Below are 24,265 nucleotides of genomic sequence, written 5' to 3'. Positions count from 1 at the left end.
CTCTTACCTCTTTTATTAATAGTTTCTTTCTAATAGATACTTACTAAAATTCTTTCCATTTATTTTAGTGTATTTATCGTCAATTTCATAACCTACTTTCATATTGTTAATGTTAAATGAACCAGAAACGTTCATATATTTAATATTTAAATCTTCTTTAAAGTTTACATTTTTAAACGAAACATCATTGTTAAATTTTGTGTATTTAAAAATAGCTGAGCTTTCAAAAATTGCAGATTCAAAATTAACACTTGTGTTAAAGGTAGTGTATTTAAATGTTGCTATCTCTGAGAAAAAAGAATTTGAAAAACCACTTTTTTTGTAGAGTTTTGAATATTTAAATGTTGTATCCCCTAAAAAAGTTGCACCAAAAAAATCTGAATCATCATTAAAATTAGAGTATTTAAACATCGCTTTGCTCTTAAACTTACAGTTAATGAATTTAAGATCTTTATCAAAGTCTGCTGTATATGTTTTTCCTGAATCTTCATCAGTAACATAGGCTAAAACATTATCTTTAAATGTACAATTTGTGAAAGATATTGCTACTTTAACTTTGTTATTAATTGTGTTGTAGCTATTATTTTTTTTTATTTTAATAACCAGTTTTTTGCATTTATAAACGCTTGTAACCACGGGGTAACCTCATCTTTTCTTCCTGATGGATAATTTGCCCAATTCCATTGAAACGTAGAACGCTCAATATGAGGCATAGTTACTAAGTGTCTACCAGTTTTGTCACACAACATTGCTGTGTTAAAGTCAGAGCCATTCGGATTATTTGGATAACCTTTATAACCATATTTAGCAACAATACTGTAATCAGATTCAGATTCAGGTAAGCTAAATTTACCTTCTCCATGAGAAATCCAAACGCCTAATTCAGAACCTGCTAAAGAAGATAACATCACAGAATTGTTTTCTTGAATTTTTACTGAAGTAAATGAGCTTTCATGCTTTTTAGAATCATTGTGTACTAATTTTCCATGTACTTTATGTTCTGGGTTAATGAGACCTAATTCCATCCATAACTGAGCACCATTACAAATTCCAACAGATAAAGTATCTTCTCTTTCAAAGAACTTCTTTAATGCCAAATTTGCTTTTTCATTATATTTAAAAGCACCTGCCCAACCTTTTGCAGACCCTAAAACATCTGAATTAGAGAAACCTCCAACAGCACCTATAAATTGAATATCTTCTAAAGTTTCACGACCAGAAATTAAATCGGTCATGTGTACATCTTTAACATCAAAACCAGCTAAATACATTGCATTTGCCATTTCACGCTCTGAGTTAGATCCTTTTTCTCTAATAATTGCAGCTTTTGGTTTTTTCTTTCCAACTTTTGGAACTTTACCTGTAAAGTTTTCAGGAAATTTATAAATTAATGGCTGATTTTTATAATTATCAAACCTGTCTTGAGCTAAATTATTTGCAGTCTGCTTTTGATCTAATAAGAATGATGTTTTATACCAAACATCTCTTAGTTCAGCAATATTAAATGAGAAATTATTTTCATAATTTTTAACCTTTAATACCCCAGAATTATTGGCTGTACCAATATTGAAAAACTCAATATTATTTTCTGATAAAATTGTTTCTACAGAAGCATCAGCTTGAAAAACAATTCCTGAATTTTCTGAGAATAATACTTTTACAGAATCTTCTTCATTTAAAGATGTAAGGTCTAAATCAGCGCCCAAATTAACATCAGCAAAACAAATTTCTAATAATGTAGTTATTAACCCACCAGAAGCTATATCATGACCTGCAACAATTTTATCCTCTTTAATTAAATTTTGGATGGTATTAAATGTTGCTTTTACAAAATCTGTATTTGTTACATCTGGAGCTTCATTTCCAATAGCATTCAATACTTGGTTGAATGAACTTCCACCTAATTTAAATTCATCTTGAGAAATATTTATGTAGTAGATATTTCCACCATCAACTTGTAAAACAGGCTCTACAACTTTGCTAATTTCATTACAATTTGCAGCTGCTGAAATAATTACAGTTCCAGGTGAAATTACATCTCCATCTGCATATTTCTGTTTCATAGATAAAGAATCTTTACCTGTTGGAACGTTAATGCCTAAGTCAATTGAAAACTCTGATATAGCTTGTACAGCTTTATATAAACGTGCATCTTCACCCTCGTTTTTACAAGGCCACATCCAGTTTGCAGATAATGAAACTGAGTTTAAATTATCTTTTAAAGGTGCCCAAATAATGTTTGTTAAAGCTTCAGTAATTGAGTTTCTACTCCCAGCTTCTGGGTTTATTAAACCAGAGATAGGAGAATGGCCAATAGAGGTTGCAACACCTTCTTTTCCGTTATAATCAAGAGCCATAACTCCTACATTATTTAAAGGAATTTGTAAGGGACCTACACATTGTTGTTTGGCAACTTTACCACCTACACATCTGTCTACTTTATTTGTTAACCAATCTTTACAAGCTACGGCCTCTAACTGCAGCACTTGTTCTAAATAGATTTTTAAGTTTTTAGTTTTATAACGTGGATTTTTATAGTTTCTGATAACAGTTTTATCTGTTAGTATTGTTTTGGGTGATGAGCCAAACATGTCTTCTAAAGCTAAATCCATTGGTTTTTCGCCAGTAGTTTTAGATTCAAAAGTAAATCTATCATTACCTGTTACATCACCAACTTTATATATTGGAGAGCGTTCACGTTCTGCAATTTTCTGTAAAGTTTCAATATGTTTTTCAGGTATTACTAACCCCATTCTTTCTTGAGATTCGTTACCAATAATTTCTTTTGCTGATAATGTAGGGTCACCAACTGGTAATTGATCTAAATCGATTTTACCACCTGTATCTTCTACTAATTCAGATAAACAATTTAAATGACCTCCTGCACCATGATCGTGAATAGAAACAATAAAGTTTTCATCATTTTCAACCATTCCACGAACTGCATTTGCAGCACGCTTTTGCATTTCTGGGTTAGATCTTTGTACAGCATTTAATTCAATACCAGATGCAAATTCACCTGTATCTGCAGAAGAAACTGCAGCTCCACCCATACCAATTCTGTAATTTTCTCCACCAAGAATTACAATTTTATCTCCTTCTTTTGGAGTATCTTTTAAGGCTTGATCTGCTTTACCATAACCAATACCTCCTGCTTGCATAATTACTTTATCATAGCCTAACTTTCTAGGTTTAGCATCACTAGAGGCTGCATTTTCTTCATGCTCAAAAGTTAATACAGAACCCGTAATTAAAGGTTGTCCAAATTTATTTCCAAAATCTGAAGCTCCATTAGATGCTTTTATTAAAATATCCATAGGAGTTTGGTATAACCATTCTCTTGCTTCAAATTTATTTTCCCAGTATCTTTGGTTTTTTCCTGAATCTTTATCAGTTTCTAATCTAGAATACGATGTCATGTAAACAGCAGTACCTGCTAAAGGTAAAGAGCCTTTACCTCCTGCAAGCCTATCTCTAATTTCACCTCCAGAACCAGTTGCTGCTCCATTAAAAGGCTCTACAGTTGTTGGAAAATTATGTGTTTCTGCCTTTAAAGAAATTACTGATTCAAACTCTTTTATTTCGTAAAAATCAGGTTTATCTGCAGTTTTAGGCGCAAATTGTGCTGCTTTTGGTCCTTTAATAAAGGCTACATTATCTTTATATGCAGAAACAATATCATTAGGATTTTGTTTTGATGTTTCTTTGATCATACTAAATAGAGAAGAGGGTTGCTCTTCACCATCAATGATAAAAGTTCCATTAAATATTTTGTGTCTACAGTGTTCTGAGTTTACTTGGCTAAAACCAAATACTTCAGAGTCTGTGAGTTTTCTGCCAATTTTTTTAGCTACGTTTTCTAAATAGAATACTTCTTCATCGCTTAAAGACAGTCCTTCTTCGTTGTTATACTTTGAAATATCTTTAATTTCTATAATTTTTTCTGGTAGAATATCAATAGTAAACATCTCTTGATCTAAGCCATTAAATTTTTCAGAAATCATTGGATCAAAATCTGAAAAATCTTTACCAATTGCACTAAATTCCTCTATTCTAAGGATGTTAGAGATACCCATGTTTTGAGTGATTTCTACTGCATTTGTACTCCAAGGAGTTATCATGGCAGCTCTTGGTCCAATAAAAAAAGCGTCTAAAGACTTAGATTCTATTTTACTTTGGTCGCCAAATAACCATGTAAGTTTAGCAATTGTTTCTGTGCTTAATTCTTTTGTTGTTTGAACAGCTATTACTTTACTGTTTATGTTTCCAAAGAAATGAATCATTATAGGATGGTATTTTTTCAGGTTGTTGTATGTTGCAAATTTAATTCTTTCCCCGAATTATATGCATAAAAAAACTCGCATTATTTGCGAGTTTTTCAAATGGGTTATTAACAGGTTACTGTACTATTATTTTTTTGGTAATACTGCTTGTATCGTTATTAATTTTCAATAAGTAAATACCAGTTTTTAAGGGGGTAAATTGATAAGAACTTTGTTGTATGTTTTTAAATTTACTTTCATGAATTTTTTTTCCCAGCATTGAAAATAATGTAATCTTTATATTTTTAAATCTAGATGGAATTTTAACATTTATATTATGTGTATTTGATGGATTTGGATAAATTTTAATCTCATTTAATAAACTATAATTGTCAATATTTAAGGTACTCCATCTATTTTCTGCATCATTTCCTCCCCATATTAGGGTTGCTAAATATGGGTTATCTATGAATGGGTTTCTATTTCCTTGGGCATTTTCATTGGTTGTGTTTTCATGATAAGTATTTCTTTGTCTTTCAAAGTCAGAAACAGGATCTTCTGCATTCCACTCTAAAAATAAATCAATCATATCATCTGGAGTATTGGAATTATTTCCAATACCAATATTTGTAATAAGACACCTATTAGGGTACCTTAAATACATGTACATAATCATTCTTGCTACATCTCCTTTCCATTCGTCTCCAGGGTACCAACCTCCCTTATTTTGAATTCCAGAATTGCCAGAACCATTGGTGAATTTTCTGTTATTTCTTGCTGAATTTGTTTGAGCATCTGCTGGCCTTAAATGATGGGCATCAGAACCTGGACCTATATCAGATAGAGGTGGAGTTCCTAATGATTGTGAATACACATGTTCTCTGTTCCATTGACCAGAGCTTCCACCATTATTATTGATTTCTCTTCTTTTATCATTGGTTAGATCAGTATCAACTCCATTTTCATAACCATATATTAAAAGTACTTCCTGATTGTTTTCTGGATTTAAATCAGTTATTTTAGAGGCCTCCTATATTTGTTCATAAAATAAAAATTGTGAGTGAGTTGCAGTAATTTTTGTGGCAAGTTCTTCTTTAAGTGTTAATCCTGTTACGTTCAAATTAACATCATTATAATAAGATTCTTGACTCCTTATCGAAAAGAAAAAGCTTAAAAAAAATAAGAATAAAAAAATATTTTTTTTATAAATTGTTAATATTTACTTAAACAATTTCTTTCTCATTATAATTATAATATAAAACTAAGCTATTGTTTTTTTTCTAAAAGTGCCATGTAAAAGCCATCAAATCCAGAAATATGTGCCATTACTTTTTTATCACTAACAAAAGAAAAACTTTTTCCAGCATCAGAAGTTAAAAACTCTTCTACTTGATTTTGATTTTCAGAGGGTAATACAGAGCAGGTGGCATAGACTAATTTACCTCCTGGCTTTACCATTTTAGAATAACTTTGTAATATTTCTTGCTGAATTTTTTTTATATTTTCTATAAATTCAGGCTGCAACTTCCACTTAGAGTCAGGGTTTCTTCGAATTACTCCTAAACCAGAACAAGGAGCATCAATTAGAACCCTATCTGCTTTACCATGTAATTTTTTAATGGGTTTGGTAGAGTCTATAACTCTTAACTCTACATTATGCACTTTGTTTCTTTTCGCTCTTACTTTTAATTTACGAAGTTTACTTTCATAAATATCCATAGCAATAACTTGTCCTTTGTTTTCCATTAGAGAAGCTAAATGTAAAGTTTTACCTCCAGCGCCTGCACAAGTATCAATAACTTTCATTCCTGGCTTAACGTCTAAGTAAGCAGCTACTAATTGAGATGATGCATCTTGGACTTCAAAAAAACCATTGTGAAAAGCTTCTGTCTTAAATACATTTGCTCTTTCTTCTAAAACTAAAGCATCTGGATGGTTTGGTACAAATTGAGTACTTATATTTTCTGTTTTTAATTTTTTTTGTAACAATTCTTTAGATATGTTGAGTGTATTTGTTCTTAAAATTACAGAAGCCTGTTTGTTTAACGCAGCAATTTCTTTAGTCCAAATATCTTCTCCTAATTCAGATATACAAAGTTCATCCATCCAATCAGGAATAGATTCTCTGAACTTTCTTGTTTTAGAAAGCTCTGCAAATCTTCCTTTAATTCTTCTTTCTGGAACATCTCCAATCTGATTCCAATCTGGTAATTTTATACCTCTTAAAATACACCAAACTGAAAATAACCTCCAAATATTATCTCTATCAAAAGGAGCTTTAACTTCTGCTATTTCTGCATATAATCGATTCCAACGTACAATATCATAAATAGTTTCAGCTACAAATTTACGATCTCTTGCTCCCCAGCGCTTGTCTCTTTTTAGAGCCTTTTCTACAGCTTTATCTGCATAAATACCTTCATTAAATATATCTCTAATACTGTCTATTACAGCAAATGTTAAGTTTCTATGTAATCTCATTTTGTATTATCTAATAGAGTACAAATATAGGTGAATTATACAGTTTTTATTCTTTATTTTAAAAGCTTTTAGAATAGTATTCCTTAATGTAAAACCTGGAATTTTATTTTTAAAAGTAAGAAGTCAATCTTAAAATTATGGAACTTCTAAAATATATTTAGATATTAGTAAATCGATAGTTTAAAATTTTTAGGGGTATTAATATTAACTATTGATCTTAAAGAGCTGATATTGTCAGCTCTTTTTAATTTTAATAATAACTTTATTACTTATTATAGGGTAAATGTTTTTTGTTATTTTTACTATTCATAGCATTAATTTTGAATTTAGATTATCCAATAACATATATTTCAGGAATAAGTGTACAAAGAGCAACGCTTTTGTATTCAGAATTGGGGTTAAAGACCTGCAATGACTTAATTAACTTTTTTCCTTTTAGATATATTGATAAAACTAGTTTTTACACAATTAAAGATTTACAACCCAATACATCAGAAGTACAGGTAGTAGGTAAAATTACACAGATAAATACGGTAGCACAAAAACGAGGAAGCCGTTTAGTTGCTAAATTTAAGGATGCTACTGGTACAATGGAATTAGTTTGGTTTAAAGGGCAAAAATGGATTAAGGACTCTTTAAAAATAGGTGTTCCTTATGTGGTCTATGGCAAGTTGAATCATTATAGTGGGAGTTACAGTATTCCACATCCAGAAATGGAGTTGGTAAGTGATTACAAAAAAAAGTTGCAAACAAAAATGCAACCTATTTATCACTCTACAGAAAAACTTACCAATTCAGGTATTTCTAATAAGTTAATGCGCTCTTACATACAAAAGTTATTGCAGCAGTTTTATGAGGGGATTACTGAAAGTCTTTCAGAAGAAATCATAAACAATTTTAAGCTGATGAAAAAGAGAGATGCTCTTTTAAATGTTCATTTTCCAAAAAGTCAGGAAAACTTAGCCAAAGCTCAGAATCGACTAAAATTTGAAGAACTCTTTTTTTTACAATTACAACTTGTAAGAAAAAAGCTAATTAATAAATCAAAAATAAAGGGTTTTGTTTTTAAAGATGTAGGAGAAATATTTAATCAATTTTACTCAGAGAAGTTACCTTTTAATTTAACCAATGCTCAAAAAAGAGTGTTAAAAGAAATTCGTAAAGATGTAGCCTCAGGGGCACATATGAACCGTCTTTTACAAGGCGATGTTGGATCTGGTAAAACAATAGTCGCTCTATCAACAACTTTATTAGCTTTAGATAACGGATTTCAGGCAACTATTATGGCACCTACAGAAATTTTAGCGAATCAGCATTACACAGCAATTTCTGAATTAGTTGACGGCTTAAATATTAATGTTGATATTCTTACTGGTTCTGTAAAGACTAAGAAACGAAAAGAGATTCATGAAAATTTAGAAAATGGATTTTTACACATTCTAATTGGTACTCATGCATTACTAGAAGATAAGGTTAAATTTAAAAATTTAGGAATAGCTATTATAGATGAGCAACATCGTTTTGGTGTAAAACAAAGAGCTAAATTATGGGCTAAAAATACATTGCCCCCACATATTTTAGTCATGACAGCTACACCTATACCGAGAACATTAGCTATGTCTGTTTATGGTGATTTAGATATTTCTGTGATTGATGAATTACCACCTGGTAGAAAAGAGATAAAAACAGTTCATCGATTTGATAGTAATCGTTTGTCTGTCTTTAAATTTATGAAAGACGAAATTGCAAAAGGAAGGCAAGTTTACGTTGTTTATCCTTTAATTCAAGAATCTGAGACTATGGATTATAAAGATTTAATGGATGGTTATGAGAGTATTTCTAGAGAATTTACAGCACCTAACTATCAGATAAGTATTGTTCACGGTCAAATGAAGCCGGTTGATAAAGATTATGAAATGCAACGTTTTGTAAATGGAGAGACCCAAATAATGGTAGCTACAACAGTTATTGAAGTTGGTGTAAATGTCCCTAACGCAAGTGTTATGGTAATAGAAAGTTCAGAACGTTTTGGATTATCTCAATTACATCAATTAAGAGGTAGGGTAGGTAGAGGAGCAGATCAAAGTTATTGTATCTTATTATCTAGTTTTAAACTTTCTGAAGAAGGAAAGACACGTTTAAAAACAATGGTAGATACTACTGACGGATTTAAAATTGCTGAGGTTGATTTAAAACTTCGTGGTCCTGGTAACCTAATGGGTACGCAACAGAGTGGTATTTTAAATTTAAAGATAGCAGATGTTGCAAAAGATTCAAAAATACTTGTAGCAGCAAGAAATACAGCTATAGATATTCTTCAAGATGATCCAAATTTAGAAAAGAATTACAATTTACCAATTAAAAATACGTTCGCTAAAATTAGTAGAAATTCTAAAATTTGGAGTAATATTAGCTAAATTTGTTATCGTGAAAATCCCCTATAAAAAAATATCGATTTATTCATTATTTATTCCTTTTGTAATTTTATTTGTATTTTTTTGTTTACCATCTCAAAAAGAAAAAGAAAGTTTAGAAAGTAATGTTTCGTCTATTATTCAAAAAAAAACAAAACGAAATTCTTCTGTAAAAGTTGAATATTACCCTGAAAATAGCACTAAAATAGTAAGTTATAAATTAGATTCTTTATTGAAAAGAATCAATAAAAGAAATGATTTTCATGGGGCTGTTTTAGTCGCAAAGAATAATAAGATTGTGTACCAAAATCAAATAGGTTATGCAGACTTTAGAGAAAAAGCTTCCTTAAAAGAAGCGTCTGTCTTTCAGTTAGCTTCTGTTAGTAAGCAATTTACAGCAGCTGCTATATTACAACTTAAAGAAAAGGGAAAACTTAAACTTACAGATACTGTTAATACTTATTTTCCTGAATTTCCTTACAGCAATATTACCATCAAAAACTTATTGCATCATACTGCTGGACTTCCTAATTATTTTTGGATTGCAGAGAACGAGTGGAACAAAGAAAAACCTCCTACAAATGAAGAATTAATGAATGTTTTGCCAAATTCAAAAGCACAACGTTTTTTTAAGCCGGGTAGAAATTTTGATTATTCGAATACAGGTTATTTTGTCTTAGCATCTATCGTAGAAAAAGTTGCTGAAGTTTCTTTTCATGAATATATAAAAGAAAATATTTTTGATCCTTTAGGAATGAAAGATTCTTTTGTTTTCAGTTTTCAAAATGATACAATTAGAAAAAATCAGCTAATAGGATATCGTTTACATAGAGGTTGGAGACATTTAAAAATAAGAGGCACAGTTAATGACGCAATAGTTGGTGATAAAAATGTATACTCTACTCCAAAAGACCTGTTTAAATGGATTTACGGCTTAAATTCAGGTAAAGTGTTATCTAAGGAATCCTTAAAAAAAATGTATGCAAGAGGTGAAACTAAATATGGTAGAAAAATACCTTATGGTTTTGGTTTTAGAATAGATAAAAAAAGAGAAAATAAAATTTATCATTATGGTAAATGGAATGGCTTCAGTACTGCATTAACAAACTATTTAGAAGAAGATTTAGTAGTTATTGTTTTAGAGCACACAAGTTATAATTCTTTAAAATATCTGAATAGAAAAATAAAAAAAATTATGATTGAAAATTTTGAGGTTTAACCTAATAAAAAAATCCTAAACTTTAAAGTTTAGGATTTTTTTATCTTTAAATCTACTAAAAATTAAGCTAACATTGTAACTGGATTTTCAATAAATGTTTTTAACGTTTGTAAAAATTGTGCGCCTACAGCACCATCTACAGTTCTATGATCACAAGTTAATGTCAATTTCATAGTATTACCTACCACAATCTGTCCATTTTTAACAACTGGTTTTTCTACAATAGTACCTACAGATAAAATTGCTGAATTAGGCTGATTTATAATCGATGTAAAGTTGTCTATACCAAACATACCCAAATTAGATACTGTAAAAGTACTTCCTTGCATTTCTGTAGGAGCAATTTTTTTGTTTCTAGCCTTACCTGCTAAATCACGCACTCTAGCTCCAATTTGAGTTAAGCTCAATTGATCTGTATGTTTAATAACAGGAACTAATAAACCGTCATCAACGGCAACAGCCACACCAACATGTATATGAGAATGATATATAGTAGTATCATTAGACCATGAAGTATTTACTTGTGGATGTTTTTGTAAAGCCATTGCACATGCTTTAACAACCATATCATTAAAAGATACTTTTGTATCTGGAATTGCATTAATGGTCTTTCTAGAAGCCATAGCATTTTCCATATCTACTTCAATATTTAAACTAAAATCTGGAGCAGAAAATTTAGAATTACCTAAAGATTTTGCAATTGCTTTACGCATTTGAGAATTCTTAACTTCTTCAGATTTTTCTTCTCCACTTACTGACATAATTGGAGCTACTTTTGCTGTTGTTTTAGTAGCAGTTGCTTCTGTATTAGTAGTTGGTGTGTAATTTTCTACATCTTTTTTGATGATTCTATCGTTTTCTCCAGAACCAGAAACTTGAGATAAATCAATTCCTTTATCTGAAGCAATTTTTTTAGCTAAAGGAGATGCTAAAATACGACCACCACTAGCTGTAGTATTTGCATCAACTTTTGAAGTATCACTTTCTGCTTCACTATTTTTAGCTACTTGTTTTGTGTCTTTAGAAACCTCAGATTTCTTTTCAGATGATGATGCACTTGTAGTTGCTCCATCGTTTTTAACAATAGCAGAAACATCTGTACCTTCAGGGCCAATGATAGTTAATAAGCTATCTACAGGTGCGGTTTCTCCTTCTTGAACACCAATGTGTAAAATAGTCCCTTCATAGAAACACTCAAACTCCATTGTAGCTTTGTCAGTTTCAATTTCAGCTAAAATATCTCCTTCCTCAACTTTATCTCCAACATTTTTTAACCAAGTTGCAACTGTCCCATCTGTCATGGTATCACTTAAACGTGGCATAGAAATAACATTCACACCTTCTGGAACTTCAGCATTTTCAGACATAGCTTCATTTTCAACTTTTTTTGATTCTTTTTCATCACTTGAAGATAAGTCAGTCTCATTTGAATTACTGGCACCACTTAAAAGGCCAGAAATGTCTTCACCTTCATCACCAATAATTGCTAATAATTGGTCTACAGGAGACGTTTCTCCTTCTTGTATTCCAATATGCAACAAAGTTCCTTCGTGAAAAGATTCAAACTCCATCGTCGCTTTATCAGTTTCAATTTCGGCAAGAATATCTCCTTCCTCTACACTGTCTCCAACACTTTTTAACCATTTTGCCACAACACCTTCTTCCATGGTGTCACTTAATCTGGGCATATTTATTACTGTAGCCATATCTTAACTAATAAAAGGGTAATCTTCTTGTTCATAAACCACATCATACAGTTGTTTTGCATCTGGATATGGAGATTCATCTGCGAATTTTTCACATTCTTTCACCATTGCTTTAACTTCTTTGTCAATAGCAGTTATTTCGTCTTCATTTGCATATCCTTTTTCAAAAATAACCTCTTTAACTTGTGTAATTGGATCTATTTTCTTGTATTCCTCAACCTCATCTTTTGTTCTGTAATGTTGCGCGTCAGACATAGAGTGTCCTCTGTATCTATACGTTTTCATTTCTAAGAACGTTGGTCCGTCTCCTCTTCGTGCTCTTTGTAGTGCTTCGTCTATTGCTTCAGCTACTTTAATCGGGTTCATTGCATCTACAGGGCCACAAGGCATTTCGTATCCTAAACCTAACTTCCATATATCAGTATGGTTTGCTGTTCTTTCTACAGACGTACCCATAGCATATCCATTGTTTTCACAAATAAAAATAACAGGTAACTTCCATAGCATAGCCAGGTTAAAAGCTTCGTGTAAAGATCCTTGTCTTGCTGCACCATCTCCAAAACATGTTAGTGTAACGCCATCACTTCCTTTATATTTGTCTGCAAAAGCTAAACCAGCACCTAATGGGATTTGACCTCCAACAATACCATGACCTCCATAAAAACCGAATTCTTTAGAAAAGATATGCATAGAACCACCCATACCTTTTGAGGTACCTGTAGCTTTTCCATATAATTCTGCCATTACCTTTTTAGGATCTTCCCCCATACCAATTGGCTGAACGTGGTTTCTGTATGCAGTTATCATTTTATCTTTTGATAAATCCATTGCATGCAAAGCACCTGCTAAAATTGCTTCCTGACCATTGTATAAGTGTAAAAATCCTCTTACTTTTTGTTGGATATAAACAGAAGCTAATTTGTCTTCAAATTTACGCCAGAAAAGCATGTTTTTATACCAATCTAAATACGTTTCTTTGGTAATTTTTTTCATTCGTTGAATTGTTGTTTAGTTTTTAAAACAATAAAATAGTTATGTATCACGAAATACAAAAATAATGCATTTACAAACAATAAAAAAACACTACTATTTTTTTTTAAGCGCAAACGATTTCGTTCTTTATTTTTTACTTGGGTTTTGTAATTAGAAGTGTTGCTTTAGCTCCTGTTGCTAGATTCCATTCGTTAGACGAAATTAAAGAGCCAGCATCATTAAAAACTTTAAAAGCTGCTGTGTTTGGACCAGAGGTTCCTTGGTTTAAAGCTTCTATAACAATTTTATTAATACCTATATCTAGTGGAATATTAAATTTTTGATAGTTTTCTCTTAAAGTAATGTTATAAATTACTGGTATATCATTGACATAAATAGTTACCCTATCTCCATCAGGATATTGGTAGTCTCTACAAATAATATTTACACTTTTACCATCAGTTCTAAAACTCCCCAAATCTTGATCTATTTTTGGTATTATATACTGACCGTTTATTTTTTTAAATGATTTTAAAAAGCGTTGTTCATTTAGTCTTGCTTTTGTTAAAATTTCTTTATCATTTAAATTATTCTCTCTTCTCTGTTTCTGTAACTTTTCTCTCTCTGCATTGTATGCTTTTTGAAAACCATTAACTCCATTCAATTCAATAGAGTTTGGTTTTTTTGCTGTTTTCGCATTTTTTAAGACAACCGCTTTTATTTTTCCTTTTTTAGAAGAACCCTTGTTGTTATCTAACTGTGCAATACAATTGCTAATGGTAAAAAGAAAAAAAATAATAGTAAAAAATTGAAATTTCATAAATTATAATTCTATAACAAAGATATACTTGTATTTAATGGATTGCTGTTTTGAATTTGTTAAAATTGTTATTCAATATTAAAGTCAAAGTAACGCTTAGGAAATGGTTCCTTTTTAAGCGTAAAATGCCACCACTCATTATCATAGGGAGAAAAATTTTCTGCTAACATTACTTTTCGTAAAAACATTCTATTTTTTTGTTGTAGTTTGCTTAATCCATTAAAAAAAGGATGTGACTGTATACCAAAATAATCGTAGTTACTTCCCATATCTAATTCTTTTCCATCTTTTATGCTAACAATCGTTAGATCTATAGTGCTTCCTCTAGTATGGCCAGATTTATGAGCAATATATCCTTTTTGAAAAAGTTGAGACTTTAACACATTTGGGTAATATTTTTTCTTCATTATAGTATCTTCCAATACTTTTGCCCAACGAACAAAATGGTTTACTGCTTTTTGAGGTCTGTAAGCATCAAATATCTTTAAACTTAAACCTTCTTTATAAAGTTTTGTTTGTATTTTTTTTAAAGCAATAGCTGTTTTTTTAGTTACAATAACTTTATTTTCTAGGTATCCATCAATAGGTTTTCCTATAAAGTTGTTTGTAGATAGGTAACGTAATTCTTTTTGTATGGTAGCATCTATATTAGATAAATACACAAAGCCTTCAGGTAATTTTTGAGAAAAGATCTGAATTGAAAAAATAAAAAAAATAAGGTAGAGCTTTTGTATCATTTTATAAAAATAAGTGAAATAAAACAAAATACTAACTAAATTAAAACTACTATTTTCTATTTAGATAATCTTTATAGGCGTTTTGAGTAATTGCTTTACCTAATGTGTCTAATTTTTTAAACACTCCTTCATTATAAATGGCTTCATTTTTTATGTAATCATATATATAAACTCCATTTTTGTTTAATAAACCAAAACCTTTATTATATGAGTAATAAGCGTATTGTTTTTCAGAATTATTAAATAGATTTTTTCCAAAAATAAACTTACTTGTATCTCCATGTAATAAATCGAGTAGTGTATAAGAGAAATCTACTTGACTAGAAATTTCATTTATTTTCTTTATTTTCTTATTCACGGCACCACCCAGCCATACCATCGGAATTTGAAACTTTATGGGTGCAAAATATAATCCTTCATGTTTTGGAGAGCTGTGACCATGATCTGCCATTATTACTATAAGAGTATTTTTATACCAAGTTTGTTTTTTTGCAAAAGCTATAAAATCACCTATAACCTTGTCAGTATAATAATGAGAACTTCTGTAAAGGTTGTCGGCATTATTTTTACCAAACATATATTTTCCTTTTATTTCAAAAGGTTCATGGCTAGAAAGTGTTAATGCTATTTTAAAAAAAGGCTCACGTTGTTTTTTAGTTAAATCTTCAGCAAATTTTTTCATAAAAACATCGTCATGTGCGCCCCATTTTGAGTTCCAGTCTTTGCTATCAAAATAACTGCCATCAACAAAATTGGTAATACCTGCATTTAGAAGGTAGGTGTTCATATTACCAAAATTTAAATCGCCTCCATAGTAAAAGGAACTTGTATACCCTAGTTTATTTATTTCTTTTGGTAACATGGGTAAGCTTCTTGCCTTGCTAGGAACTTTAATTATTTTGCGGGTTGGTTGTGGATAATAACCACTTAGAATAGCAGGGATGCCTTTATCTGTTCGGTCTCCATTAGCATAAAAATTAGTAAACAGAATACCTTCTTCAGAGAGTCTATTTAAATTAGGTGTAACTTCTTTTTCTCCTCCTAAACTACCTACTACTTTTGCAGATAAACTTTCCCAGATAATTAAAATTACGTTTGGCTTCTGGGTTGTTAATATACTATCGTAATTAGACTCTAAAAGTTCGTTTTTGGTTTTGTATATAAAATTTTCAGCATCTTTATCTGTAAAGGCTTTGTATGGGTTACTAGTATTTGCTTTCTGACTTATTGTGTGTCCAAAATTCCAAACATGATTTAAACTAGCATGGTTAGCAAACATATTTTTAGAAAAGTAGACATTACTTTGGTTTATAGGAATTGTTTGTAAGCCTCCTCTAATTGGAATAATAATTAAGCCTATTAGAAAAATAAATACAATAATTTCATATAGCTGTCCTTTAGCTACATTTTTTTTAAAAGTAATATTTAGTTTTTTATACATGTAGCAAAATAGAATGGACATAAGAAACCAAAGAAAACCTCCAACAAGAAGTTGACTTTTAGATGCAGATGAAACCATCAATTCAGGCGTGTTTAAATAGTCTAGTAAAGAAGCGTCTAACCTTATGCCCCATGCAGCATACAACCCAGTATCTATAAATAACAACAAACTGATACTAATAATAGCAAAATAGGTATAGAATTTAATAGCCTGTAAAACTCTTTTCTTTTTGATGAAAATTGATGAAATTATGAGGAAAAAAGGTAAAATACTTAGATATGCAGTGAAAGAAGCATCTAGCTGAACACCATATAAAAATGTTTTCAAAATAGTGATACTATCGAGTTTTACTGTTTTGCCAAAATAATATATTAGAAATATAGCCCTTGCTACAAAGAAAAAAACAATCCAAAAAAGAAAGTATTTTAAGTTAAATAGTGCTCTGTTTAATAGTGTTTTCATAGAATTAATCAGTTACTTTTAAACGTGCTTTTGCTGTAATAGAACTATCTGAAAAACTTTTATTCATGTATTTAAAATACCCACTAATACCAATCATAGCAGCATTGTCTGTAGTGTATTCAAATTTTGGAATAAAGGTAGTCCATCCAAAATGTTTTTCGGCTAAAATTAATCTTTTTCTAATTTCTGAATTTGCAGATACGCCCCCAGCAATTGCTATTTGTTTTATACCCGTTTGCTTTACTGTGTTCTTTAGTTTATCCATTAAAATTTCAACTATAGTGTACTGAATTGAAGCACAAATGTCATTTAAATTTTCTTTGATAAAGTTTGGATTTATGCGTTCTTGTTTTTGAATAAAATAGAGAATACCAGTTTTTAAACCACTAAAGCTAAACTCTAAATCGCCAACCTTTGGTTTTGTAAACGAATATGCTTTTGGATTTCCTAATTGTGCATATTTATCTATTAATGGTCCACCAGGGTATGTTAATCCTAGTATTTTTGCAGATTTATCATAAGCTTCACCAACAGCATCATCTATAGTTTCCCCTAAAACCTCCATGTTAAAATAATCTTTTACTTTAACAATTTGTGTATGGCCACCACTTATGGTTAAGCAAACGAATGGAAAACTTGGTTGTTTGGTAGCACTATCTTCTATAAAATGTGCTAGAATATGTGCTTGCATATGATTAATAGCCAAAAGCGGTATATCTAGAGCTAAGGCTAAAGATTTTGCAAAAGAGGTTCCTACTAATAGAGATCCCATTAAACCAGGGCCTTTTGTAAAAGCGATTGCAGATAGTTTTTCTTTTGTTATATTGGCTTGTTCAAGTGCTTGTTGTACAACAGGCACTATATTTTGTTGATGTGCTCTAGAGGCTAATTCAGGGACCACACCACCATATTTAGCATGTACTTCTTGGTTTGCAGTAACATTACTCAAAACCTTGGTTTTGCATATGACAGAGGCACTGGTATCGTCACAAGAAGATTCTATTGCTAATATGTAAACAGGTTTCTTCATTTTAATTTTAAGTTAAGCCATTGCAAAATTAAGTATAATTTTAAGCATGTATTATTTTTAAGAATAGAAATTTAATTCTTTGTTAAATTTGCACGTTCTTTGTAATAAGCAGATTTTACATAATAATTAACAGAATTTTCAAAAGATCAATATTATTAAAACAACAAGCAAAAAACTTTTAAAATCTTTAGGATACTTTATAATCTTTTTGGTATTACTTAGTGTTTTGTTTTCTATTTCTTCCATACAAACAAAATTAGGGAGTTATTTAACGGAGAAAATTAATGAAGATGCTGGTATAGATTTAACTGTAGAAAAAGTAGATTTTTCACTATTAGGAACAGTAAGGTTTAGAGGCGTTAAAATAAAAGACCATCATAAAGACACCTTAATTTTTGTAAATAAATTAAGTACTTCTGTCTTAAATGCTAAAAGTATTTTAAACAATGATTTTTCTCTAGGACCAATCTATTTAGAAGATGCATACTATCATATGAAAACTTATAAAGGGGAGGATAAGGATAATATGGCTGTTTTTATAGATGCTTTTTCTACCAGTGAAAATAAAGATTCTAGCCGTGTTTTTAAATTAAGCTCAAAAAATGTTTATGTAGATAATCTAGATTTTAAAATTATTAATGCCAATGTTAAAGACTCTGTTTTATATTCTGTTCATGAAGCTGGAGGAAATTTACAGAAAATGGTAATAGATGGGGCTAATTTTTCTTCAAAAATTAGAGGATTATATTTTAAAGATAAGTTTCAATTAAACGTAATTAATCTTACTACAGATTTTTCGTATTCTAAAATAAACATGACCTTTTTGAATACCAAATTGCAAACTGAGAATTCTAATTTAAATGCCAATATAGTTTTTAACTATAACATTGAAGACTTATCTGATTTTGTAAATAAAGTACAAATTAATGCTGATTTTGCTAAGAGCGATTTGGCGGTATCAGATCTTAAACTCTTTTATGAAGAGTTATACAGTAATGATAAATTTAGATTTAAAGGTAATTTTAGCGGTAAATTAAATGATTTTAAGTTAAATAACTTTAAACTATCTAATACAAATACACTTATTCTTGATGGAGATTTAATTTTTAAAAATGCAATAAAAGCAGATGATAGTTTTGTTTTTAAAGGAAAATTAAATCAGTTTTCATCAACATATAAAGAGTTAAGTGCTTTGCTGCCAAACCTTTTAGGGAGAACGTTGCCTGCAAATTTCTTAGAATTAGGTTTATTTAAAACTGATGGCAATTTAACAATAACTCCAAAAACAATTGAGGCAGACTTAAATTTGTCTTCTGAGATTGGAGATGCAAAAACAGATTTAAATTTTACCAATTATACTAATAGTGCTTTAGCAACTTACAATGGAGTATTTGAATTAAACAAATTTAATATAGGGCAATTTATTAATGATTCTTTATTTGGTGTTGTTTCATTAAAAGCAGATATCGATGGTACTGGTTTAACTTTAGCAAATAGTACTTCCCAATTTATCGGAGATATTTCTGAATTTGAGTTTAAAAATTATGTTTATAATGACATTATTACAAGCGGTAGTTATACCAATAATCGATTTGATGGAACCCTTTCTATAGATGACAAAAACTTTAAAATGGATTTGAAAGGGTTGGCAGATTTATCTAAAAGCATCAATAAATTTGATTTTTCTTCAACTATTTCTCATTTAAATTTAAAAGAAACTAACTTATTTACTAGAGATAGTATTGCCGTTTTAAAAGGAGTTATTTCTGTAGATATGGAAGGAACAACATTAGATAATATTATTGGTAAAGCCAATTTTTCGGATGTGTATTACACCAATGATAAACAAGAGTTTCGTTTTAAAAAGTTTGCTGTTTCTTCTGAATTAAAAGAAAATGTAAAAACAATTGAAGTTACTTCTAAAGATATTATTGATGGAGCTATTTCAGGTAATTTTACATTTTCAGAATTATTTAATGTAGTGCAAAATGCTTTAGGAAGTATTTATACTAATTTTGAGCCTTACAATGTATCTCCAAATCAATATGTAGATTTTAAATTTATTATTTACAACCAGATAGTATCTGCTTTTTTTCCTGATATTATAGTTGATAATAATACCAAGATAAAGGGAAAAGTGCAATCAAATAAAGACCAGCTTCGCTTAGTTTTCTCTTCACCTAATATTACTTTATATGGGAATCAGTTAAAAGATGTGTTGCTTAGAACAGATAATCAGAATCCATTGTATAACACCCATCTAACGGCCTCTGAAGTAAATACACCTTATTATAAGGTTTCTAAATTAAACCTATTAAATAAAACTCAAAATGATACTCTGTTTTTTAAATCTGAATTTAATGGAGGAGGTTTAGGGAAAGAAAATTTTAACTTAGATTTTTACTATACTATTAATAAAAGCAAAAAATCTGTTGTTGGATTTCAAAAATCTACTTTTGAGTTTAAAAATACTGTATGGAACATTAATCCAGATCTCTTAAATACAGATAAAATTGTATTTAATGTTGTTAACAATGAGTATGACTTTAGTCAGTTTAAGCTTGTTTCAGACGCTCAAGAAATAGCGTTTAATGGAAGTATAAAAGGAGCAACTGAAAAATCATTTATGGTAGCTCTTACTAAAGTGCAATTACAAAGTTTTTTACCTGAAATAGATAGTTTAGCATTAAAAGGAAAGGTAACTGGTAATATAGATTTTATTCAAAAAAATAATATTTACAAACCAGAGGCTACATTAGTAATTGACAATTTTGAAGTTAATGATTTTAAGCAAGGAAATTTAGCTTTAAATGTTGTAGGTGATAATTCTTACGATAAGTTTAAGGTAGACTTATCTATAAAAAACGAGAGCGTAAAAAGTATTTCAGCTACTGGTAATCTAGATTTTTCGAATAATAGGCCATTAATAGATTTGCAAGTTTTTCTAGAAGATTATGACCTAAAAGCATTTAGTCCTTTAGGCGCTGATGTTATTTCTTCTTTACGAGGTATTGTTTCTGGAGATTTTTATTTACGTGGTTTTTTAAGAAACCCAGACATGGAAGGTGCTCTAAGTTTATACGATGCAGGTCTAAAATTCCCTTATTTAAATATAGATTTAGGTTTTGATGGGGTTTCTACTATAACACTTTCTGAGCAATCATTTATTTTTGAAGATATCAAATTATTAGATTCCAAGTACAAAACTGAAGGACGATTGTTAGGGAATATTACCCATCAAAATTTTGAAAAATGGTTTTTAGATCTAGAAATAGATACCAATAATTTGGTAGTTTTAGATACCGAAAATTCAGAAGATGCATTATATTTTGGTACTGCTTTTATTAATGGTTCTGCAAGTATTACTGGATTAACAGATCAATTAGATATTACTGTAAATGCTATAACACAGCCTAATACTAAGTTTGTTGTCCCTTTAAAAGATATAGAAACTGTAGATAACTATCAACTTATCCATTTTAAAACAGATAAAATGGATACAGAAGAAAGGCAAAAAAAATTAGCTGAAGAAGCTATAAAAGGACTCTCTTTAAATATTAATTTAGATGTCACCAAAGATGCAGAAGCACAGGTTGTTATAGACGAAGAAAATGGAAGTCAGCTTACTGGGAGAGGGGCTGGTAATTTAGAGATTTTAATCAATACGAGAGGTCGTTTTGACATGTATGGAGACTATACTATAGACAATGGAGTTTATGACTTTAAGTATGGAGGTATTATAAACAAACCCTTTGTGATTCAAAAAGGAGGAACTGTTTCTTGGAATGGAAATCCATATGAAGCAGATTTAGATTTTACTGCTATTTATAAGGCAAAAGCAAATCCTGCTGTTTTATTACAGAGCTTTAACTCGAATCGAAAAGAAGAAATAGATTTAGTAACAAGAATTACAGGAGGTTTATTTAATTCCAAACAAGAGTTAGACATTCAATTAACAAATGTAGATCCTACCATTGCAAGCGAGTTAGAATTTGTGTTGAACGATAATAATATTAATGAGAAAACTACACAATTTATATCTCTTTTGGCTTTAGGTACTTTCAGAAATCCAGACAAAGTAAGTTTTGATGTTAATAACACACTTACAGGTACAGCCTCTAGTGCTTTAGCAACTGCTTTTTCAAGTATTTTAAATAGTCCTGATAGTAAATTTCAATTAGGTTTAGACTATCAGCAAGGAGATGTTGGGAATAATATAGAACGTTTAAATATAGACAACCAAGTAGATGTTTCTGTAAGTACACAACTTTTTGATAATTTAATTATTAACGGTAAAGTAGGTGTTCCAGTTGGTGGTCAGTCACAATCTAGTGTAGTAGGAGAGGTAAAAATAGAAGTATTGCTTAACGAAGAAGGAAATTTTAGAGGTATTATATTTAATCGTCAAAATGAAATTCAATATTCACAACAAGAAGAAGGATATACTCAAGGAGTTGGATTGTCTTATCAAGTAAACTTTAATACACTTTCAGATTTTTTAACTAAAATCGGTCTAAAGAAAAAAAAGCTTAAAAGAAAGCAGTTTGTATCAAAAAAAGATACAATTATGCCAAAGAAAAACACCTTAATTAATTTTGAAGGAAACTAACATATTCACGTTAGTTTTTAAACAAAAAACAGGTCTTTTAGCCTCAATCGTTTTCGTAACTTTTTTATTGTAAATCATTTAAAAGAATTAATTTTACGGTAGTATATGAATAAAATAAACAAAATAGGAGTGATGACTTCTGGAGGTGATTCTCCAGGAATGAACGCAGCAATTCGTTCAGTTGTAAGAACTTGTGCTTTTTATAAAATAGAGTGCGCAGGTATTTACAGAGGTTATCAAGGGATGATCGAAGGAGATTTTATTTCATTAGACGCAAGAAGTGTTAAAGGAATTATTAATAAAGGAGGTACTTTTTTAAAATCTGCCAGATCTCAAGAATTCAGAACTAAAGCTGGTAGGCAAAAAGCATACAATGCTTTAAAAAATGCAAATATAGATGCCTTAGTTGTCATAGGAGGTGATGGTTCTTTTACAGGAGCATTACTTTTTAGTAAAGAATTTAATTTTCCAGTAATGGGAATACCTGGTACAATAGATAATGATATAGCAGGTACAAGTCATACTTTAGGATATGATACTACTTTAAATACAGTAGTTGATGTAATCGATAAGATTAGAGATACTGCTTCATCTCACAATAGGTTGTTTTTTGTGGAGGTAATGGGTAGAGATGTTGGTTATATTGCTTTAAATGCAGGAGTAGGAGCAGGAGCTGAAGAAATATTAATACCTGAAGAAGATCTTGGTTTAGAGCGTTTATTAGAATCTTTAAAAAGAAGTAAAGAATCTGGAAAATCTTCTAGTATTGTAGTTGTTGCAGAAGGCGATAAAATTGGTAAAAACGTTTTTGAACTGAAAGATTATGTAGAAGAAAACTTACCTGAATATGAAGTTCGTGTTTCTGTTTTAGGCCATATGCAAAGAGGAGGTTCTCCTTCTTGCTTTGATAGGGTTCTAGCTAGTAGAATGGGAGTAAAAGCAGTAGAGAGCTTATTAGCAAACGAATCTCGCTTAATGGTCGGGCTTATGAATGATAAAATTACAGTAACCCCATTACATAAAGCAATAAAAGGACAATCAAAAATAAATAAAGAATTAATAAGAGTGTCAGACATAATGTCTACATAATAAACACAAAAGTTAGAAATGATAAAAGTAGGAATTAACGGTTTTGGAAGAATAGGTAGATTAGCATTTAGATCTGCAGTAAAAAGAGAAAATGTACAAGTAGTAGCTATTAATGATTTATTAGAAGTAGATTATTTAGCTTATATGCTAAAATATGACTCTGTTCATGGTGCTTTTGATGGAACCGTAGAAGTAGTAGATGGTAAATTAATAGTAAATGGTAATGAGGTAAGAATTACAGCAGAAAGAAACCCTGCAGATTTAAAGTGGGATGAAGTTGGTGCAGAATATGTATTAGAATGTACAGGTATTTTTAAAAGTTTAGATCAGGCCAATCTTCATATTCAAGGAGGTGCTAAGAAAGTTGCAATATCTGCACCTTCAGGAGATGCACCAATGTTTGTTATGGGGGTAAACCATACTAAATTAAAAGCTACAGATACTATTTTTTCTAATGCATCTTGTACTACAAACTGTTTAGCGCCAATTGCTAAAGTATTAAATGATAAGTTTGGTATTTCAGAGGGGTTAATGACAACAGTACATGCAGCAACAGCAACTCAAAAAACTGTAGATAGTCCATCTAATAAAGATTGGAGAGGTGGTAGAGCAGCAATACATAACATTATACCTTCTTCTACAGGTGCAGCAAAAGCTGTAGGTAAGGTAATTCCTGAGTTAAACGGAAAGTTAACAGGTATGGCCTTTAGAGTGCCAACAATGGATGTTTCTGTGGTAGATTTAACAGTTAAGTTAGAAAAAGGAGCTACTTACGAAGAAGTAAAAGCAGCAATGAAATCTGCTTCAGAAAATGAAATGAAAGGTGTTTTAGGATATACTGAAGAGTTGGTAGTTTCTCAAGATTTTGTTGGAGAAACACGTACTTCTGTTTTTGATGCAAATGCAGGAATTGCTTTAAACGATAATTTTGTAAAAGTGGTATCTTGGTATGATAATGAAATAGGTTATTCAACAAAATTAGTTGACTTAGTAGAGTACTCAGCTTCGTTATAATCACTAAAA

The 24,265-nt window shown here is 30.3% G+C and carries 15 protein-coding genes; 5 read left to right on the top strand and 10 right to left on the bottom strand.

Annotated features, from left to right (window positions below; translation table 11 throughout):
- Nucleotides 1-15: 15 nt before the first annotated feature.
- The 4 genes from Q0L44_RS08205 to Q0L44_RS08190 form a co-directional block, all read right to left on the bottom strand.
- Nucleotides 16-636 (bottom strand): pentapeptide repeat-containing protein, encoded by a 621-nt coding sequence (locus tag Q0L44_RS08205; RefSeq protein ID WP_296637412.1) that lies wholly within the window; start codon nucleotides 634-636, stop codon nucleotides 16-18.
- Nucleotides 591-4,283, bottom strand: a complete 3,693-nt coding sequence (gene purL / locus Q0L44_RS08200) for a phosphoribosylformylglycinamidine synthase (protein WP_296637410.1) — start codon at nucleotides 4,281-4,283, stop codon at nucleotides 591-593. Before purL ends, Q0L44_RS08205 begins: the two co-directional genes overlap by 46 nt.
- Before the next feature lie 115 nt (nucleotides 4,284-4,398).
- Nucleotides 4,399-5,280: an endonuclease gene (locus Q0L44_RS08195; protein ID WP_296637631.1), complete on the bottom strand. Its 882-nt coding sequence runs from the start codon at nucleotides 5,278-5,280 to the stop codon at nucleotides 4,399-4,401.
- A 248-nt stretch (nucleotides 5,281-5,528) separates the two neighbouring features.
- On the bottom strand, nucleotides 5,529-6,743 hold the full coding sequence (locus Q0L44_RS08190) for an RsmB/NOP family class I SAM-dependent RNA methyltransferase (RefSeq protein WP_296637409.1): 1,215 nt from the start codon (nucleotides 6,741-6,743) through the stop codon (nucleotides 5,529-5,531).
- 320 nt (nucleotides 6,744-7,063) lie between these two features.
- On the opposite strand from Q0L44_RS08190, the gene recG reads away from it, so the two are divergent.
- Nucleotides 7,064-9,160 (top strand): ATP-dependent DNA helicase RecG, encoded by a 2,097-nt coding sequence (gene recG / locus Q0L44_RS08185; protein ID WP_296637408.1) that lies wholly within the window; start codon nucleotides 7,064-7,066, stop codon nucleotides 9,158-9,160.
- 10 nt (nucleotides 9,161-9,170) lie between these two features.
- Nucleotides 9,171-10,376 (top strand): serine hydrolase domain-containing protein, encoded by a 1,206-nt coding sequence (locus Q0L44_RS08180; RefSeq protein WP_296637406.1) that lies wholly within the window; start codon nucleotides 9,171-9,173, stop codon nucleotides 10,374-10,376.
- Nucleotides 10,377-10,438: 62 nt separating this feature from the next.
- Here the strand turns inward: Q0L44_RS08180 and Q0L44_RS08175 are convergent, their stop codons facing one another.
- The 6 genes from Q0L44_RS08175 to tsaD all read right to left on the bottom strand — a co-directional run bounded on the left by Q0L44_RS08175 (nucleotide 10,439) and on the right by tsaD (nucleotide 17,544).
- Nucleotides 10,439-12,082 carry a pyruvate dehydrogenase complex dihydrolipoamide acetyltransferase gene (locus Q0L44_RS08175; RefSeq protein WP_296637404.1) on the bottom strand — a complete coding sequence of 548 codons (1,644 nt, stop codon included), beginning with the start codon at nucleotides 12,080-12,082 and terminating at the stop codon, nucleotides 10,439-10,441.
- Between the two features lie 3 nt (nucleotides 12,083-12,085).
- Entirely contained in the window at nucleotides 12,086-13,075 is a 990-nt protein-coding gene (pdhA, locus tag Q0L44_RS08170; protein WP_296637403.1) for a pyruvate dehydrogenase (acetyl-transferring) E1 component subunit alpha, read from the bottom strand.
- A 133-nt stretch (nucleotides 13,076-13,208) separates the two neighbouring features.
- Nucleotides 13,209-13,874, bottom strand: a complete 666-nt coding sequence (locus Q0L44_RS08165) for a hypothetical protein (protein WP_296637401.1) — start codon at nucleotides 13,872-13,874, stop codon at nucleotides 13,209-13,211.
- A gap of 68 nt (nucleotides 13,875-13,942) precedes the next feature.
- The gene (locus Q0L44_RS08160) at nucleotides 13,943-14,611 is read right to left on the bottom strand and encodes a M15 family metallopeptidase (RefSeq protein ID WP_296637399.1); all 669 of its coding nucleotides are present in this window, start codon (nucleotides 14,609-14,611) and stop codon (nucleotides 13,943-13,945) included.
- A 49-nt stretch (nucleotides 14,612-14,660) separates the two neighbouring features.
- Entirely contained in the window at nucleotides 14,661-16,379 is a 1,719-nt protein-coding gene (locus Q0L44_RS08155) for an LTA synthase family protein (protein WP_296637396.1), read from the bottom strand.
- Between the two features lie 139 nt (nucleotides 16,380-16,518).
- Complete coding sequence (gene tsaD, locus Q0L44_RS08150) at nucleotides 16,519-17,544, bottom strand: tRNA (adenosine(37)-N6)-threonylcarbamoyltransferase complex transferase subunit TsaD (protein WP_296637394.1); 1,026 nt, start codon at nucleotides 17,542-17,544, stop codon at nucleotides 16,519-16,521.
- A 208-nt stretch (nucleotides 17,545-17,752) separates the two neighbouring features.
- Here tsaD and Q0L44_RS08145 point away from each other — a divergent pair, with 208 nt between their 5' ends.
- From Q0L44_RS08145 to gap, 3 genes are all read left to right on the top strand, one after another.
- Nucleotides 17,753-22,153: a translocation/assembly module TamB domain-containing protein gene (locus Q0L44_RS08145; RefSeq protein WP_296637392.1), complete on the top strand. Its 4,401-nt coding sequence runs from the start codon at nucleotides 17,753-17,755 to the stop codon at nucleotides 22,151-22,153.
- A 105-nt stretch (nucleotides 22,154-22,258) separates the two neighbouring features.
- Complete coding sequence (gene pfkA / locus Q0L44_RS08140) at nucleotides 22,259-23,242, top strand: 6-phosphofructokinase (protein WP_296637390.1); 984 nt, start codon at nucleotides 22,259-22,261, stop codon at nucleotides 23,240-23,242.
- Nucleotides 23,243-23,260: 18 nt separating this feature from the next.
- A complete protein-coding gene (gene gap / locus Q0L44_RS08135) occupies nucleotides 23,261-24,256 on the top strand; it encodes a type I glyceraldehyde-3-phosphate dehydrogenase (RefSeq protein WP_296637389.1) in 996 nt (331 codons plus the stop codon).
- Nucleotides 24,257-24,265: the final 9 nt, after the last annotated feature.

Origin of the sequence: Polaribacter sp., assembly GCF_024639685.1 — a bacterium.
Lineage (GTDB): Bacteria > Bacteroidota > Bacteroidia > Flavobacteriales > Flavobacteriaceae > Polaribacter.
The sequence above is the reverse complement of the archived record's forward strand: the minus strand, read 5'-3'. Positions and strand labels throughout refer to the sequence as shown.